Source organism: Brevibacterium pigmentatum (genome assembly GCF_011617465.1).
Classification (GTDB): Bacteria; Actinomycetota; Actinomycetes; order Actinomycetales; family Brevibacteriaceae; genus Brevibacterium; species Brevibacterium pigmentatum.
Window position 1 is genome coordinate 705,628 of sequence record NZ_CP050153.1, and the last position, 16,437, is coordinate 722,064.

At 65.0% G+C, this 16,437-nt stretch carries 16 protein-coding genes and 1 riboswitch; of the genes, 11 read left to right on the forward strand and 5 right to left on the reverse strand.

Annotated elements, in window-relative coordinates; all coding sequences use genetic code 11:
• Positions 1-8 precede the first annotated feature (8 nt).
• Genes GUY30_RS03035 through purM form a run of 3 tightly spaced genes read left to right on the forward strand, consistent with a single transcriptional unit; the run spans position 9 to position 3,137 of the window.
• Positions 9-512, forward strand: coding sequence for a hypothetical protein (locus GUY30_RS03035; protein ID WP_208091476.1), 504 nt, complete (start codon positions 9-11; stop codon positions 510-512).
• Positions 513-556: 44 nt separating this feature from the next.
• The gene (purF, locus tag GUY30_RS03040) at positions 557-2,038 is read left to right on the forward strand and encodes an amidophosphoribosyltransferase (protein ID WP_167193985.1); all 1,482 of its coding nucleotides are present in this window, start codon (positions 557-559) and stop codon (positions 2,036-2,038) included.
• A 1-nt stretch (position 2,039) separates the two neighbouring features.
• A complete protein-coding gene (purM, locus tag GUY30_RS03045) occupies positions 2,040-3,137 on the forward strand; it encodes a phosphoribosylformylglycinamidine cyclo-ligase (RefSeq protein ID WP_167193987.1) in 1,098 nt (365 codons plus the stop codon).
• Positions 3,138-3,402: 265 nt separating this feature from the next.
• Here the strand turns inward: purM and GUY30_RS03050 are convergent, their stop codons facing one another.
• The gene (locus GUY30_RS03050; RefSeq protein ID WP_039208206.1) at positions 3,403-3,612 is read right to left on the reverse strand and encodes a DUF3073 domain-containing protein; all 210 of its coding nucleotides are present in this window, start codon (positions 3,610-3,612) and stop codon (positions 3,403-3,405) included.
• Positions 3,613-3,739: 127 nt separating this feature from the next.
• On the opposite strand from GUY30_RS03050, the gene GUY30_RS03055 reads away from it, so the two are divergent.
• From GUY30_RS03055 to GUY30_RS03070, 4 genes are all read left to right on the forward strand, one after another.
• On the forward strand, positions 3,740-4,555 hold the full coding sequence (locus GUY30_RS03055; protein WP_167193989.1) for a DUF8083 family protein: 816 nt from the start codon (positions 3,740-3,742) through the stop codon (positions 4,553-4,555).
• Positions 4,556-4,683: 128 nt separating this feature from the next.
• Positions 4,684-5,268: a hypothetical protein gene (locus tag GUY30_RS03060; RefSeq protein WP_167193991.1), complete on the forward strand. Its 585-nt coding sequence runs from the start codon at positions 4,684-4,686 to the stop codon at positions 5,266-5,268.
• Entirely contained in the window at positions 5,265-6,140 is an 876-nt protein-coding gene (locus tag GUY30_RS03065; RefSeq protein WP_228281652.1) for an HTTM domain-containing protein, read from the forward strand. The genes GUY30_RS03060 and GUY30_RS03065 overlap by 4 nt, the downstream gene beginning before the upstream one ends.
• Before the next feature lie 65 nt (positions 6,141-6,205).
• Entirely contained in the window at positions 6,206-7,588 is a 1,383-nt protein-coding gene (locus tag GUY30_RS03070; RefSeq protein ID WP_167193995.1) for a hypothetical protein, read from the forward strand.
• A 1-nt stretch (position 7,589) separates the two neighbouring features.
• Here GUY30_RS03070 and GUY30_RS03075 read toward each other — a convergent pair whose 3' ends face one another.
• From GUY30_RS03075 to GUY30_RS03090, 4 genes are all read right to left on the reverse strand, one after another.
• Complete coding sequence (locus tag GUY30_RS03075; protein ID WP_167193997.1) at positions 7,590-8,468, reverse strand: AraC family transcriptional regulator; 879 nt, start codon at positions 8,466-8,468, stop codon at positions 7,590-7,592.
• Positions 8,469-8,584: 116 nt separating this feature from the next.
• Positions 8,585-10,066, reverse strand: coding sequence for a phytoene desaturase family protein (locus tag GUY30_RS03080; protein ID WP_167193999.1), 1,482 nt, complete (start codon positions 10,064-10,066; stop codon positions 8,585-8,587).
• 55 nt (positions 10,067-10,121) lie between these two features.
• Positions 10,122-10,814, reverse strand: a complete 693-nt coding sequence (locus GUY30_RS03085; RefSeq protein ID WP_167194001.1) for a TenA family protein — start codon at positions 10,812-10,814, stop codon at positions 10,122-10,124.
• A riboswitch (TPP riboswitch) is annotated at positions 10,809-10,914 on the reverse strand. It overlaps the preceding gene by 6 nt.
• Positions 10,915-10,921: 7 nt before the next feature.
• Positions 10,922-11,947, reverse strand: a complete 1,026-nt coding sequence (locus GUY30_RS03090) for an ATP-grasp domain-containing protein (RefSeq protein WP_167194003.1) — start codon at positions 11,945-11,947, stop codon at positions 10,922-10,924.
• Between the two features lie 121 nt (positions 11,948-12,068).
• On the opposite strand from GUY30_RS03090, the gene GUY30_RS03095 reads away from it, so the two are divergent.
• The 4 genes from GUY30_RS03095 (at position 12,069) to GUY30_RS03110 (ending at position 16,268) form a co-directional block, all read left to right on the forward strand.
• Positions 12,069-12,431 carry a VOC family protein gene (locus GUY30_RS03095; RefSeq protein WP_167194005.1) on the forward strand — a complete coding sequence of 121 codons (363 nt, stop codon included), beginning with the start codon at positions 12,069-12,071 and terminating at the stop codon, positions 12,429-12,431.
• A gap of 47 nt (positions 12,432-12,478) precedes the next feature.
• Complete coding sequence (locus GUY30_RS03100) at positions 12,479-13,075, forward strand: HutD family protein (RefSeq protein WP_167194007.1); 597 nt, start codon at positions 12,479-12,481, stop codon at positions 13,073-13,075.
• Between the two features lie 171 nt (positions 13,076-13,246).
• Positions 13,247-14,554: a hypothetical protein gene (locus GUY30_RS03105; protein ID WP_167194009.1), complete on the forward strand. Its 1,308-nt coding sequence runs from the start codon at positions 13,247-13,249 to the stop codon at positions 14,552-14,554.
• Positions 14,555-14,789: 235 nt separating this feature from the next.
• Complete coding sequence (locus GUY30_RS03110) at positions 14,790-16,268, forward strand: catalase (protein ID WP_167194011.1); 1,479 nt, start codon at positions 14,790-14,792, stop codon at positions 16,266-16,268.
• Positions 16,269-16,437 lie beyond the last annotated feature (169 nt).

Consider the following 16,437-nt stretch of genomic DNA (forward strand, 5'->3'; position numbering starts at 1 on the left):
AGGAGATCATGAAGGACCAGATCGACGTCTCCGTCCGTCGCAGCCCCAAGTACTCGGTGTTCATGGGCATCGGCGCGGTGCTCGGCATCGCGATCGCTGGAATCCTCGCGATCTTCGTCGACCCGGCCGATATGCCGATGGGCTATACGGTGGGCAAGGGGATGGGCCTGATGCTGCTCGTCCTCGGGATCGGCGGACTGTTCCTCGGCGGACTCGTCGCCCTCATCCTCGACTGGAGGGGACGGAAGAAGGCGAAGGAGTTCCGGGTCGATGCGCAGATCGACATGGTCGACGATCCGAAGGAGATCGCACGCCGCCGCATCGCCGAAGCCCGCGGGGAGGACCCCGATTCCGGAGCGGCTGAGGACCCCGACGCCGGTGCCGACGAGGGCACCCCCGCCTCGGCGAACACGGAGTCCGCGCCCGCAGACGATACGCATGCTCAGCCCGCAGCCGACGACGAGGGCGACGCGGAAACCGGACGGGATTCGGCCCCCGGTTCCACAGTCTGAGCACCGGGTCAGGGCGCCGTTGCGGGTATGAGACAATTTCACTCGTGGCAAGAGGAGACGGGCAGCTGACGCACGAAATCGACCCCCAGGACCGCGGACCGCAGGACGAATGCGGTGTGTTCGGAGTCTGGGCCCCCGGCGAGGAAACCGCCAAACTCACATACTTCGGGCTCTACGCCCTGCAGCACCGCGGACAGGAGTCCGCGGGAATCGCTGCCAGCAACGGCAAGCAGATCCTCATCTACCGAGACATGGGCCTGGTCTCCCAGGTGTTCCACGAACGCGATCTCGAGCTCCTGCAGGGCCATATCGCCGTCGGCCACACCCGGTATTCGACGACCGGATCACCGTCGTTCGAGAACGCTCAGCCCACCCTGGGGCCGACCCCATTCGGCACCGTGGCGCTGGCCCACAACGGCAATCTGACGAACTTCGACGCTCTCGAAGGCATGGCCGATGCCCGCCGCGACCACGCGACGAAGGTCGTCGAGGAGGCCACGAAGAAGTCGGCCCGCACCCGGCCCTTCCGTGATTCCTCGAATGACACCTCCCTGGTCACCGAGCTCTTCGCGACCGAAGACGGAGAGAACCTCACCGAGGCGGCGCTGAGTCTGCTGCCGCATGTCGAAGGCGCGTTCTCGCTGGTCTACATGGACGAGCACACCCTCTACGCCGCGCGTGACCGGCACGGGGTCCGACCCCTGTCGCTGGGCCGGCTGGAGAACGGCTGGGTCGTGGCCTCGGAGACCGCGGCACTCGACATCGTCGGTGCTAAGTTCGTCCGCGACATCGAACCCGGTGAGCTCATCGCCATCGACGAAGACGGTCTGCGTTCGCACCGCTTCGCCGAACCGAGCCAAGCTCGCTGCGTCTTCGAATACGTCTACCTCGCGCGTCCCGACAGCAAGCTCAACGGCAAGAACGTCCACGCCGCACGGACCCAGATGGGCCGCCAGCTGGCCGAGGAGTACCCTGTTGACGCAGACCTGGTCATCGCCACCCCGGAATCGGGCACCCCTGCGGCCGTCGGCTATGCCGAGGCCTCGGGCATCCCGTTCGGCCAGGGGCTGATGAAGAACGCCTATGTCGGACGCACCTTCATCCAGCCTTCGCAGACCCTGCGGCAGCTGGGCATCCGCCTCAAGCTCAACCCGATCCGGGAGAACATCGAGGGCCGACGCCTCGTCGTCGTCGACGATTCGATCGTGCGCGGAAACACTCAGCGCGCCCTGATCCGCATGCTGCGGGAGGCCGGAGCGGCCGAGGTCCATGTGCGCATCTCCTCCCCGCCGGTGAAGTGGCCGTGCTTCTACGGCATCGACTTCGCCACCCGTGCCGAGCTCATCGCCAACGGCCTGACCACGAACGAGATCTGCGAGAACCTTGGCGCGGACTCGCTGGGCTATATCTCTCTGGACGGCATGATCGCCGCCACCGAGCAGGAGCGCAGTCAGCTGTGCACCGCCTGCTTCTCGGGCGAGTACCCGATTCCCGTCAACAACACACCCGCCGACAAAGGATGCTGAGTTGAGTTCCGAAGCGAACCCGAAGTCCACCACCTATGCCGCCGCCGGCGTCGACGTCGAGGCCGGAGACCGCGCCGTCGAACTGATGAAGGCTGCCGTCTCGGCCACCCACAACTCCTCGGTCGTCGGTGGGATGGGCGGATTCGCCGGACTCTTCAACGTCTCGGTGCTCAAGGACTTCGAGCGTCCGCTGCTCGCCTCGTCGACCGACGGAGTGGGCACGAAGGTCGCCATCGCTCAGGCCATGGATAAGCACGACACCATCGGCTACGACCTTGTGGGCATGGTCGTCGACGACATCATCGTCTGCGGTGCCCGACCCCTGTTCATGACCGACTACATCGCCTGCGGCAAGGTCGTGGCCGAACGCATCGCCGATATCGTGCGGGGAATCGCCGACGCCTGTGCCTCGGCCGGTGTCGCCCTGGTCGGCGGGGAGACCGCCGAACACCCGGGGCTGCTCGGAGTCGATGAGTACGATGTCGCCGGTGCCGCCACCGGTGTCGTCGAGGCCTCGAAGCTGCTTGGACCCGAGAAGGTCCGTGCCGGTGACGTGCTCATCGGTCTGCCGTCCTCGGGCATCCACTCCAACGGCTACTCCCTGGTCCGCCACATCATCGCCGAGGCAGGATGGGGCCTGGATAAGCATGTCTCGGAGTTCGGGCGCACCCTCGGTGAGGAGCTGCTCGTTCCCACCCATGTCTACACCGGTGAGCTCGCCGCTCTCTTCGACGCGCTGCCCGAAGCCGTGCATTCGGTCTCGCATGTCACCGGCGGAGGACTCTCGGCCAATGTGGCCAGGGTGCTCCCGCAGGGGCTGGTGGCGAAGATGTCACGGGCTTCGTGGAAGATCCCGGCGGTGTTCAACGTACTCGGTGATCTCGGCGGAGTGCCGCAGGACGACCGGGAACGCACCTGGAACCTCGGCGTCGGCATGGTCCTCGTCGTCGACGCGGAATCGGTCGACGGTGTGCTCGTCGCTAGCCCCGGAGCCTGGGTGCTCGGCGACGTCGCCGCCGACGACGGAACTCTCGCCACCGACCCCGACTATGTGCAGGGCGCCAAGGGCGTCGACGGGGGCGCCGCGATCCTGCAGTAAGGCTCGTGCGGCTCTGCGTTTCGCTGCGGAGCATCCCTCACCCGTACTCTCACACCCTCGTGCTCCTGCACGGGGGTGTGGTGCTTCCGGTGGGTGATGGCCACGGGACGGAAGGAACTGCACGGAACGGTGGGGGATGCGCGCGAGGGCACAGCCGCCTCGGCGAGGGGATGTCCCGGCGTAGTGGACCATATGCGGGAACGGCAGAGGGCGGGGACCGAAGTCCCCGCCCTCTGCGATGTCAGATCAGCCGACTGCGGCTGGCTCAGTTCTCGTACTCGTCGTCATCGTCGACGTTGTACTTGTCGGCGTAAGCCGAGTAGTCAGGTTCATCGTCGTAAGGATCGGACGGACCAGACTTGTGCGCGTCGGCGCCCAGCTCCTGCTGGAGTCTATTAAGGTCGGTATCCGGGCTGTAGTACTTCAGCTTCCGAGCTACCTTGATCTGCTTTGCCTTTGCGCGGCCGCGACCCACTGGCGTGACCCCCTCCGTCGTCTATGGGGCGAATAGCCCCGGACTAGATCTCTGCTATGCGCTTAAATCCTACCTGTTCGTACTGGGAAGTTCCATTTTGCGAGCCGACCTTGGATAGGCTGAACCCATGGCCTACCGTCGCGATTATGTCGTCACCCTGCGGATCTTCGAACCTCTTGTGGTGCATTCCGAATTGCAAGACAGGCGGGTGGAGGACAACCGGTCACGCATCGAGGAGCAGATTTCCCACGACGCTGACAAGCGCTTGATCTCCCTGCCTCCGTCACCTGTGGCCGATTCTTTCCGGCGCACTCCGATCTTCCTTCCGGCGTCTCAGACCGCGGACGGAGTGGACCGTTTCTGCCCTGCTCAGGAGGACATCCGCGGATGGGAGGCGCTCGAATCGCTGACAGAGCACACCTCGAAGGCGACCTTGGACATCGTCGCTCCGAAGACCGCTCGGCGGCGTGCCGCGAGCCGGCGTGCGGAGTGGCTGCAGGACGCGAAGGACACACGGATCTTCACCCGGGTCTCGGCGTGGGACGTGCCGCCGTCGTGGTGGCTGTTCTTCTCTCTGACCGAGGACCAGATCATCACCGAGGAGACCGACGAGGGTCTGCGGGTGCTCATCCGCACGGACATCCTGGCCGCCTCGGCGCGCATGGAATGGGCTTCGGAGACGATCGCGGACACTTCGAAGGTCGTCGACATGGTCGAGCAGACCTCGGTCCTGGCCGAGTGGATCGATACCTTCGATATGAACTCGATCCTCGAGCTCGACCTCGGCGGGATGTCCGATGTGCTGTGGCCGAGCGAGGCCGCGGAACTCGTCGACTCGTGGGTCACCGCGCTGAGCAACAGCGATTCCGAGTCCGCGGTCGCGGCCTTCCAGAAGTATGCGGCCGGGTGGGAGCAGCTCAACCTCTACGCCCGCAGCTCCTAACCCCAATTACTACCTGACGGCGGCCCAGCAACCTGGCGCCAGGTTGCTGGGCCGCCGTCAGGTAGTAATTGGGCGGATAGGATTGTCTGCGAACGAGCCGCACCCGAGAGGACGAGTCCCGCAAGCGTATGGAACAGAAGAAGCGCCGTCTCCTGACGAGTCAGGACCCCGCCGCCGCAGGTGCCGACTCCGCCTCCGACGACTCCAGCCGCCATGCTGCTTCCGGCACGTCCGCCGGCTCCCGCAGCACCCAGGCTACGGCCAGCGCGAAACCGCTGTCGAAGATCTCAATCGGCTGGCGCATCGTCATTCCCGCCATCGCCTTCGTCATCCTCACCTGCGGACAGATCCTCAACACCAACGACTTCTTCCCGCTCGGCTCGCTCACCCAGTACGCCACCGCCAAAGACCTCAACGGCACGGTGAACTCCACGTGCATCGAAGCCCAATTCCCCGGCGAGGACGAACCGCGCCGCCTCGGCTTCAACACCGCGACCGTCGGCATCGAACGCGGCGACGTCGAATCCCAACTCGACCGCGTCATCGCCCACCCCGAACTCCTGCAGTCGATGGCCGACTCGTACATCCGGCTGCACCCGGACGAACCGAAACCCGAGACGATGATCCTCTGCCGCACCACCACCCAACTGAAGAATGGCCTGGCCGTCGGCGAACCCGAGAAGACGACGCTGGCGGAATGGGAGGTCCGATGAGCGGCACCCCGACCCTGACGAACACCCCCGCCGAGGCGGCCCCCACGAATCCGTTCCTCCGCTGGTTCATGCCCGAGGTCTCCTTGGCCCGGGTGGCCGTGTTCCGCGTGTTCATCTACGTCTTCATCATCATCGATGTGCTCACGATCTCCGGCGACGTCATCGCCCACGGATGGACACCCGAGTTCTACCAGCCGCTGTGGTTGGCGAGGCTCCTCCACATTCCTGCGGTCAGCGTCCTCGGCGCGCAGATCCTGCTTGCCCTCATCATCGTCTTCTCTCTGCTCGCCGCAGCAGGGATCCTTCAGCGCATCAGCGGTTGGGCCGTGGCGATCAGCTTCGGTGCGTGGATGTTCTACACGCAGGGCTACGGTTACGTCGCGCACGATCATCTGGCGCTCGTCATCGCCGCCTTCGTCCTGCCCACGATCGGAACGGCGCGCTTCCGGGACGTCGGCACCGCCTCGGCGAGGGCCGGGTGGGCACTGCGCATGGTGCAGATCGCGGTCGTGCTCACCTACTTCTACTCGGTGCTCATGAAGTGGATCGCCTCGGGCAATATCACGCATTGGGCCAACGGTGCGGTCATCATCTGGGCGCTCATGCGCCGCGGCGCCGAATGGTCGAAACCGTTCCTCGAGATGCCCGGCCTCCTCATCGCCGCGCAGTGGGCGACGCTCGTCTTCGAGTTCCTCTCACCCGTCGTCCTGTTCCTCAAGAAGAAGTGGCTGTACGGGGCCGTCGCCTTCTTCTTCCTCTTCCACCTCATGACCTATCTTGCGCTGGGCATCCACTTCCTGCCGACCGTCATCTGCTGGGCGGCGTTCCTGCCGTTGGAGAAGCTCGTGCCGAAGCGCTTCGCGACCCGCTGAGCTGCGGCGGGCACCCGGCAGAGGTGAGGTGCCGTGTGCCAACGGGGTCGCGTAGCCTCGGGACCATGACCACGTACCCAACCGATCCGGATGGACGGATGAGCGCCGAGGATCTGCTCGCGTCCCCGCGGGGACGCTCACTCGTGTTCGGGCTGGCCCTGAATGGGCGCGACGACGAATTCGATGAGGAGGGCGCACCTCTCACCGAGGAAGCGCGAGCTTTGGCTGAATTGCGCAGCGCTGTTTACGCCGCCGGTTCACAGCTCGATGCGGCACAGGGAATGGCTGGGACGGTCTACGTCCGCGACGATGACGCGGTGCCGGATTCCGAATGGGAATACAAACCAGCACCCACACTCTCAACAGGGCCAAAAGACATGAGCCAGGACGTCACTGCCCACGACGTCGCGGCAGCTCTTCTCCGCGTCACACCGGTGATCCCAACCCAAGATGAGCTCGAGGACGAGATGGCTGAGGTCATCTCCAGTGCCATGTATTGGCAGCCTCCTCACGGTGCGGACCAGGTCGCGGTTAACCCGGAGGTGCGCGAAGCCCTGCGTCCTTTCGCAGAGACCCTCATCGACACCGGACTGCTCGACGGCTGGTCGCTGCCGCTCAACTCGACTGATCAATGGGCTTTTTCGTGGGACGATGAAGAGCACCGTGGTTCGCTGCCGGCGGTATTCGACCTGAAGCCAGGCCCGGTCGACTCGGCAGAGGAGCACACCGAAATCACGCTGACCGACCTCTACCCGCGCCGGACCGGCGGTGGAATCCAGCCGCCCTGGGGACTTGACGAATGGCTCGCAGAAGTTCTGACCACGGAAACCAGTCACCGTTACGACTTCGCGAAGAACCCCTATGCGGAGATCTCGGGCGAATGGTGGTCGACTCCGCCTTTCGGCCTCTGGTCATCGACGTCGAAATGGCCCGACGGGGCTCCGATCGGCGTCGAACTCGTTGAGGACGATTTCGGTCTCGAGCGTGCCCGAGCCTGCCGGCTGAAGCTGCGCCAGGACGCCCGCATCGCCGAGATCCGGACACCCAAAGATTGGGCCGAACTGTGCCGTCGCTACCCGATCGACGTTACCGCCCAACGCCGTCACGTATGGTTCGAAACGACCGGACGCAAGGGCCGTTGGGTCATCCCGGACTGGTCACGCGTCGCCGAAGAGTTCGACGGTGTTCATGTCGGCCTGGCCGGTTATCTGCGGACGGCAGGTGCGGTCATCGATGTCGGCCCCGGCTTTCCGGGTGAAGGACAGGGCCGCCTTGGCGAGGAATCGGAGACGATTCCCACCGTGGGGAGCACCGATGATCGGACCGCGAGCCTCGTCGCGGGCTGGCACCCGGATACGACGTTCTGGCTCAACGACGTCATCGACACCGTCATCGAGGTGGTCGAATGGCGCTATGACGGTGACGCCGACCGGTGGGTGCGAGGCTGAATCAGTCGCGCTCTACCGGGAGCCAGAGCTCGGTCGTCGCTGTGCTGAAGTCCTCCGCACGATCGAGAATCGACACGATCGAGGGCCCCGGCCGCAGTCGCCACGGATTCGACGGGAACCACTCGCCAGCCGCGGCCGCCCACGTGTCTTGCAACGCCTTCGGATAGGGGCCGTCTGCCGTGAAGACGGCCCAGATTCCTGCCGGAACATCGATGATGTCGAGATCCGCCGGCGCCGAGGCAGCCGCCGAGATCGCGACCCCGTGGAGATAGGTGAGGTCGGTTCCCTCTCGATAATCTGGATCCACCCCGTCAGTGACCTGAAGCAGTCCTGTCGGTGCGGTGTCAGACAGCGTCTTGAGCCGAGCATGCTCTGTGGCCGGGAGCGAAGCGATGAACTCGCGGATGTGCGGGTTCTCCCCCTCGTGGATGAGCGGCACACGGACAGCGTGGCCGATGAGTGCGAATGCGGGGTGGTCGATGATTCTGGTGTTCATGGTCGAACTCCCTTCGATCGTCAGGCGGAACCTGAGTGACTGTTGGCTGCGAAGGGGACCGCCGTCGCGCCGAACCTCGGACGGGGCTGCACCGTGAACGGATCGAAAAGCGCGTGTGAACGCCTCGGTCGATCCGTATCCGTACCGCACCGCCACACTCAGCAGATCTTCACCATCGATGACAGCGCCTGCAGCGACGGTCATTCTGCGCCTGCGGACATACTCCGAAAGCGGGATTCCCGCCAGTGATGAGAACATACGCCGCAGGTGATACTCGGTGGTGCCGAGCCTGACAGCCAGTGCACCGACCTCGACGGACTCTGCGGAATCGGCGGACAGATTCGCCTCGACGATGTTGATGAGTGTATTGAGTTCAGCGATCACGATCTCTCCCTTCACTCATCCATGCTCCCGGCTGTCAGGGATGCTCCGCCCAACAATCTGTGCCCGATTCGATCATGTCTGTGAAGGTGGGGTCGTCCCCGTGGGAACGCACTCGGTCAAACGCCAGGTGCAAGGCTGGGCGCTTCGTCGATGCCGAAGCGGGTCTTCAGGGCTCGGCGGGCGGCGAACCAGCCGTTCATTCCGTGCACTCCGGGTGCAGGCGGAGTTGCCGCCGAGCACAGGAATGCGCCGGGCACGCCGAGGCTGTAGTTGTCCCAACTGGTGCGTGGCCGGGCCATCATCCGGTAGAAGGACACGATGCCGGTGGCGATGTCCCCGCCGATGTAGTTCTGGTTGTGGCCGGCCATCTCGGAGGCGGGGATGGCGTTGTGGGCGACGATGCGGTCGCGGAAACCCGGGGCGAAGCGTTCGATCTGCCTCGTGATGTACTCCGTCGGGTCGAGCGGGCAGTCGAAGGGGACATGGCAATACGTCCACAGCGGCCGCAGGCCGTTTACCTCGCGGGAGGGGTCGAAGACGGTGGGGTCCGAGACGAGGCACACGGGATCGGCCGGCATGCGCCCGTTCATCACCTGCGCCTCGGCGGCGGCCATCTGTGCCCGCGATCCGCCGACGTGGATGGTCCCGGCACGGCCCACCTCGGGGTCGGACCAGGGGACCGGTCCGTTGAGGACGAAGTCGACCTTGGCCGCGGCGTTGCCGTGATTGAAGCCGCGCAGGCTCTTGTCGACCTGGGCAGGCAGCAGGCCGGAGAAGATCTGCGCGGCATTGAGCGCCGAGGTGTCGAGCAGGTAGGCGCGGGCCGCGGGTATATCCGAGACGTGGTCGATCCGGGCGTTCGCGTGTACGGTTCCGCCGTGGGCTTCGAGATCGGCGACGAGGTAGTCGATGATCGCCTGAGAGCCCCCGATAGGGGAGGGCCAGCCGCCGGCATGCGCGATCGTGGAGAGCATCGTCGCCGTGGCTGCTGTGCCCATCGCCGGCAACCCGCCGATGGCGTGCGCGGCGACCCCGGTGAACAGGGACTGCGTCGATTCGTGGGAGAGCGGTATGTTCCACGCGGGACTGGCCTGGCTGAGCAGGCGCAGTCCGAATTTCACGACGTTGGCGATACCCGGGAGGTCGCGCAGGGTCTCCGGCACCGAACGCTTGTCACCGAGGGAAAGCCAGATCGCGTCATCGACACGGTCGAGCAGCGGGGCGAAGAATCGCCGCCATTCGGGTCCGGCCTCGCCGAGGCGGTCGACCGTTTCGTCGAGATCGTGGAAGGCCAGCGCGGCCGGTTTCCCGTCGAGGGGCTGGGCGTAGGAGATGTCGGGGGTGGTCAGCTCCATGCCGCGGGCGCGCAGGTCGAAGTCGACGAAGAAGGGGCTGGCGATGGCCAGCGGGTGGACGGCCGAGCAGATGTCATGGGTGACGCCGGGAGCCAGCCCGAGGTCGAGGGTGCGGGCACCGCCGCCGATCGTCGGCTGAGCTTCGAACACTTCGACGGAGAGGCCCGCGCGGGCCAGGGTGACCGCGGCGGCCATGCCATTCGGTCCGGAACCGACGACGACTGCATCAACCTCAGTGCTCATGAGGCCAGTCTAGGGGAGTGGGGTGACGCGGCTGCCGTGTGCGGTTCCGGGCGGATCAGTTTTCATAGACGTTGTCGAAGAAGGCACATTCGAGGTCGACGGCCTGCTGCCAGGTGCGGGCCAGGGTCTCGGCCTCTGAACCCTGGCTGTCGTCTGTCGGGAACACGCGTTCGAGCTCGTCGACGAGGAACTGCACCCATCCGCGGAAGGCCTCGCCTCGGTGGAGGTCGATCCATCCTCGGTGAATCTGTCGGTGCGGCATTTCCTCGCGGGATTCGGCCCAGTCGAGGTAGAGCCATTCTGCGACGACAAGGACGACGAGCAGCTGCGGATACGACGCCGAAGCGACTGACGAGTCCATGAGATCGCGGAACCCAACCGTCGGGGCGGTCAGTTCCGGGTGGAGATAATCGGCTGTATCGACTCCCAATTCGGCGAAGGAGTCGACGAAATAGGTGTCCTCATCGGCGACGAGCGTTCCCAGCTGTCGGGCGAACCGCAGCTTCGCCTCGAGTTCATCGGCGTGGGCCACGCACGCGCCGAGCATCGACAGAAACGACTCGAAGAACTGATAGTCCTGCACCAGATAGTCACGCATGACTGCGTCATCGATGGTGCCGGCGAAGAGCTCTCGGACGAATCGGTGGTCGACGGCTTGTGCCCATTGTCGGCTCGTCGACTTCATCAGTGTCGACACGGATCCGTCGGCGGCGACCTCTATCGAGCCGCCGACATCTGTGGTGGTCATCGCTCTTCCACTCCCTCCGCCGGTGCTCACCGGATCAGGTTCAAAGGGTCTGCGTACGCACTCTCAGCACCCGTCGATCGGCGCTCCCCTGTAGTTCTTCGATACTATCACCGGGCTGCGGATCCGACGGGGGACACGGACGGTGGGGCCGCCTCGGCGAGGGTGTCGGATACGAACTCCGCGATGCGGTCGGCGGCGGACTGGCGACCCGCCGACTGTTCAGCGGACTCAACGGACGGGTTGTAATTCGTGTTCGTGTTGATATCATAGACGACCTGCCGGCCGTCAGCGGTTTCGATGAACTCGATGCCGGCGATCTCGATGTTCAGGTCGGCCAGCAGCGTTTCAAGAGGGCTGATCAGCGGCGTTGCGGCCGTGATCTCCTCACGGCGAGCGAACGGGGGAGCCGCCTCGACGTCGGTGTCAGTCCCTGCACCGGGAACAGCGCACGCATCGGCCGGGCAGAGCTCGAACGATCCGCCGGAGACGTCGACGCGCACCGCATAGTGGAAACGTCCGCCGATGAACTCCGCGCGGGTGATGAACGGCCGCTTCGGCTGCACATACTCCTGGACGAGGGTGATGCCGTCGATCGGTGCATTCGCCCCGCCGGGTGCGAACTCATCGGCGGCGGCTGAGAGCTCGGCGTGGGAGTCGAAGCGACGCACGCCGAGTCCCTTTCCGCCCTGGTTGTGTTTCGTGATGAACGGGGGAGTGAAGCCGCCAGCGGCCTCGACGAGCGCCTGTGGTCCGAATGCGGCTGCGGTGCGCGGCACGTCGAAGCCTCGGCCGACCAGCTCGCGATGCTGACGGATCTTGCTCACTTCGAGCTCATAGACCCCGCGACCGTTGATGACGCGGCGGCCGGCGGCGGCGAGCCAGTCGAGGACCGCGCGTCCGTACTCCTTGACGTGCGGATCGGTTCGGGTGTGCGCCGACGCTGACAGCCGCGACCAGAACAGACCTTCTGGTGGTTCGGCTGCGAGGTCGATCGTGGTCTCGGGCAGAAGCCATTCGACATGTGCGACACCGAGGCGGTCGAGCGCCTCGGTGAACGGGGCGATCCATTCCGGATTGTCGTGGATGATGTAGACCGCCGGATCACCGGTGACGGGCAGGGCATGAGAACTCATCGCGAACCTTCACTATGGGGAGCCGATGCGGACTGCGGACGCATCGGCGGATCTGCTCAACAATCCTACTCCCCGGCGTCCAGCCCTTCGCCGTGTCAGTGCGGCGGCGTAGACTCGGGACATGGCTATCGCAAAGCAGCCCGTTGTCGTAATCGATGCCCCTGACGCCCGTGAACTCGCGGAGTTCTACGGAAAGCTCCTGGATTGGTCTGTCACCGTCGACGAGGACGGCACCTGGGCAGAAGTCGTCTCCAACTCCTGGCCGCCGATCTGCATCCAGCAGGTGGAGGACTACCACGCACCCAGCTGGCCCGGCCAGGCTCACCCGCAGCAGATGCACCTCGACGTCGTGGTCGACGATCTCGACGTCGCCGAGAAAGCCGTGCTCGAAATCGGTGCAGGCAAAGCCCCCGAACAGCCGGGAGAGACGTTCCGAGTGTTCCTCGACCCGGCCGGTCACCCGTTCTGCCTGTGCAAGGGATGACCACACCACCACCGAGGCACCCCCACCCGCCCGTGGCGCGCTGAGTCATGCGCGCACTCGCTTCTTTCGCCGACCGTGATCCTGTCCCGTGGGCCAATGGTGCCGGTCAGACCACTGAACTCGTCTCCCTGGCTGACTCAGTGCGGCTGACTCCTGGGCTTCGTCCTTGGCGGCTGAGCATCGCCCGGCTCTCGCGTGTGGGCCCATTCTCGGCGTTGCCCGGAATGGCCCGCACCTTCCTTCCCACCGCCGAGGTGACACTCGACATCGACGGGCACGTGCACTCGGTGTCCGCGCTCCACCCAGAGCGCTTTCACGGACGTCAGGCCGTCAACCTCGTCGGCATGGCGGAACCGTGTTTCGCCGTCAATCTCATGGTCGCCGACGAGGACACAGGCAGCACCGGCTGTGACGCCGCAACCGAATCGGGCAACTCGGGCCAGGAGTCCGAGTCTGCCTCCGGTGAGCTGCGGATGAGCATCGGCAAGTCGTTCGCAACCGACGGATTCCGGTTCGTGCTCACTCTCGAAGCCGTCGCTGAGTACCTTCGTTCTCAGCTGTTCGAACTCGAACCGGGTGAGGCTATTCCAGACGAGATTCCGGTGGCCGTACTCCAACCCGAAAGTGTCGACACGCACATCTGAGAAGTCCGTGAGAACCGACTGTACTCGGCGTCACATTTTTGCGTATCGCCCCAGGTGGCGGCCCCGATTTCGAGCAAATCCATCAGGTCTTTCTCAGCTTCCAACGTGAAGTGTCAGGATGCCTGAACGTGGGAGTCCGAGAATGGTTGCACGCCGGATTTTGGAGGAACTTTGACGGTAGGCAACAGTGGCACGAACGAGCAACACGAGCACAACGATGAAACTCATCTGCCGGAGCATTCCCAGACGCTGCCGCTGATCACCGAAGAGATCGTCAGCTCTCACCCGGCCCCGGCGGCCGAACCCACCGAACACGTCGTCACCAAGGTGATGCCGCCCAATCCGATCCGCCACGATGGTGGGGCCACACAACAGCAGACTCAGACGGCGGCCTCCCCGACCGCCGTGGCCGAAGCGGCAGAGACGGTCGAAGACAAGAAGGCTGAGGAGAAGTCCTCGGAAGGCCGGATCTCCGCCACTCAGCTGCTTGCGGGTGCAGGCGCCGCGGCGACCTCGTCGGTCATCGGCGGTCAGCTCGGTGTCGCCGGCACGGTCGTCGGCGCCGGAGTCGCGAGCATCGTCACTGCCCTGGCGGTCACCCTCTATGGCCGCAGCCTCGACAAGGGCAAAGAGAAGATCCAAGAAGTCGGGTCCAAACTCGCTCCGGCAGTCAAAGCGAAGATCGCGAAGCACCCCTCCGGAAAGAACACTGCCGTCGATCCCTCGCTCGCCGAGGATTCCGCCTTCGCCCCGCCGGAACCGACAGCGGGCAATGCGAACGCGACGGCCGCCTCGGCGCCGGATGAAGGGAAGTCCGAGGCCGGGGACGGTGATGGCAGCGAAACCGAGAGCCGAGCCCGCACCTGGTGGCAGAAGCTGCGCCGCAAGCGGGTCCTCTATCCGCTGACGATCGGCGTTGCCGCCTTCGGGATCGGACTCGGCGCGGTCGTCGTGGCCGAGAACTTCACCGAAGCCGATATCTCACCGGGCACCTCGCAGATCTCACGATCGGTGACCGGGCAGTCGACGAACGACGAGTCCGTCACCGACGACGGGACCTCGGATTCCGGAACGGGAGGGGACGAATCGTCGAGCGGATCCGGTTCGAACGCCGACGCCAGCCAGGGCTCGTCGAGCAGCGGATCGACCACGCAGAACGGTCAGTCCACCTCGGCGGGGGAGACCGGCACCGAAGGTGCGACAGAGGGCCAGAGCTCACAGGGCTCGGAGACGACGACGGGCACGAGTGACTCCACCGGCGACTCGACGACCACGGACGGGACCGATGCGAGCAGCGGTTCCACCTCGACCGACGGCACCGGCAGCACCGGGGACACCAGCGGCAGTGCAGGCTCGGGGTCGGGATCGAACGGCTCGGGCAGCGGTTCGGGCGGTGGTGCGGCAGGCTCCGGCGATTCCGGAACCGGCGGATCGACGGGCGGTTCTGGCGGCGGATCGGCCGCCTCGGCGGAGGGGTGAGCCGACCAACACCGGGAGCGGGAATTTAGACAGCCGACCCTGGGTTGTACATGGCAGAGAACATCGTTAAGTTGAAAGTGACTCCGACGAGGTTCCGCCGAAGTCGGGAAATCGAGATCAGGCGAACGGCGCTCAGCCGGTCGATCAGCTGCACCGGCGAGAAGCACTTCTCGCCGGTGGCAGTGATCGTTGACTGAATGTCGACGCCTGAAATCACACGGTTGAAGGAGATGTGATGACGCAACATACAGATCATGAATACGCCGGACACGACAATAGGAAGGCCTCGACGACCGAATCCGGTGCGCCGAGGGAATCCGACGCTCACTCGCTGAGCGTCGGAGCGAACGGACCGCTGCTGCTCCACGACGTTGCGCTGGTCGAGAAGCTTGCTCGCTTCGACCGTGAGCGTGTGCCCGAGCGCAGCCCCCACGCCAAGGGATCCGGCGCTTTCGGTGAGTTCGAAGTCACCGCGGACGTCTCCAAGTACACGAAGGCCGACTTCCTGCAGCCGGGCAAAAAGACCCCGATGCTCGCTCGCTTCTCCACCGTCGCCGGTGAGCTCGGCTCGCCCGACTCGTGGCGTGACGTGCGCGGATTCGCGCTGAAGTTCTACACCGAAGAGGGCAACTTCGACATGGTGGGCAACAACACCCCCGTGTTCTTCGTCCGCGATCCCATGAAGTTCCCCGACTTCATCCACTCGCAGAAGCGCACCCCTGATTCGGGTCTGCGCAGCAACAACATGCAGTGGGACTTCTGGTCGCTCTCGCCCGAGTCGGCTCACCAGGTCTCCTACCTCATGGGACCCCGTGGTCTGCCCAAGAGCTGGCGCCACATGAACGGCTACTCCTCGCACACCTACATGTGGGTCAACGCCGAGGGCGAGAAGTTCTGGGTCCAGTACCACTTCCACACCGACCAGGGCGTGGAGAACATGAGCAACGAGGAAGCCGGTCGGATGGCCGGCGAGGACGCGGACATGCACCGCCGCGACCTGTTCGACGCCATCGAGCGCGGGGACTACCCGTCCTGGACCTTCAGCGTGCAGATCATGCCGTACGAAGAGGCCAAGGACTACCGCTTCAATCCCTTCGACCTGACCAAGACCTGGTCGAAGAAGGACTACCCGCTCATCGAGGTCGGCAAGTTCACCCTCAACGAGAACCCCTCGAACCACTTCGCACAGATCGAGCAGGCTGCGTTCAGCCCCTCGAACACCGTGCCGGGAACCGGGCTCTCGCCGGACAAGATGCTGTTGGGCCGCGTGTTCTCCTACCCGGATGCACAGCGCAACCGCATCGGCACGAACTTCAACCAGCTGCCGGTCAACGCTCCTGTCACGAAGACGAACTCGTACGACAAGGAAGGCCAGATGCAGTACCACCACTCGGGTAATGCACCGGTCTACGCCCCGAACTCGTACGGACGCTCCTACCAGGACGAGCAGGGCCCGGTCGACAACGGCTGGGAGGCCGACGGCGAGCTGGTGCGCAGCGCCTACAGCCTGCACGCTGAGGACGACGACTTCGGCCAGGCACACACCCTGGTCCGCGAGGTTTACACCGAGGAGGAGCGCCAGGGTCTCATCGAGACCGTCGCGGGCGGACTCTCCGACGGAGTCGAGGAGCCGGTGCTGTCGAATGCGATCCAGTACTGGAAGAACATCGACGCCGAGGTCGGTGCGGCTATCGAGGCCAAGGTGAAGGGCTGAGGCAGCCTGAGATCGTGAGCGCCTGACCGCTTGAGAGTTCGGCACGAGACGGCGGCCCGGAACCTCCACACCGCGGGAGTGTCCGGGCCGTCTTCTCTTTTTAATTACTACCTGACGGCGGCCCAGCAACCTCGCGCGAGGTTGCTGGGCCGCCGTCAGGTAGTTCGTG

Bases quoted from the DNA above. Each gene is read 5' to 3' on its own strand.
- GUY30_RS03070 (WP_167193995.1), top strand. From the start codon at position 6,206: ATGACCACGTACCCAACCGATCCGGATGGACGGATGAGCGCCGAGGAT.
- GUY30_RS03095 (WP_167194005.1), top strand. From the start codon at position 12,069: ATGGCTATCGCAAAGCAGCCCGTTGTCGTAATCGATGCCCCTGACGCC.
- GUY30_RS03080 (WP_167193999.1), bottom strand. From the start codon at position 10,066: ATGAGCACTGAGGTTGATGCAGTCGTCGTCGGTTCCGGACCGAATGGC.
- GUY30_RS03055 (WP_167193989.1), top strand. From the start codon at position 3,740: ATGGCCTACCGTCGCGATTATGTCGTCACCCTGCGGATCTTCGAACCT.
- GUY30_RS03090 (WP_167194003.1), bottom strand. From the start codon at position 11,947: ATGAGTTCTCATGCCCTGCCCGTCACCGGTGATCCGGCGGTCTACATC.
- GUY30_RS03065 (WP_228281652.1), top strand. From the start codon at position 5,265: ATGAGCGGCACCCCGACCCTGACGAACACCCCCGCCGAGGCGGCCCCC.
- GUY30_RS03035 (WP_208091476.1), top strand. From the start codon at position 9: ATGAAGGACCAGATCGACGTCTCCGTCCGTCGCAGCCCCAAGTACTCG.
- GUY30_RS03060 (WP_167193991.1), top strand. From the start codon at position 4,684: ATGGAACAGAAGAAGCGCCGTCTCCTGACGAGTCAGGACCCCGCCGCC.
- GUY30_RS03085 (WP_167194001.1), bottom strand. From the start codon at position 10,814: ATGACCACCACAGATGTCGGCGGCTCGATAGAGGTCGCCGCCGACGGA.
- GUY30_RS03100 (WP_167194007.1), top strand. From the start codon at position 12,479: ATGCGCGCACTCGCTTCTTTCGCCGACCGTGATCCTGTCCCGTGGGCC.
- GUY30_RS03110 (WP_167194011.1), top strand. From the start codon at position 14,790: ATGACGCAACATACAGATCATGAATACGCCGGACACGACAATAGGAAG.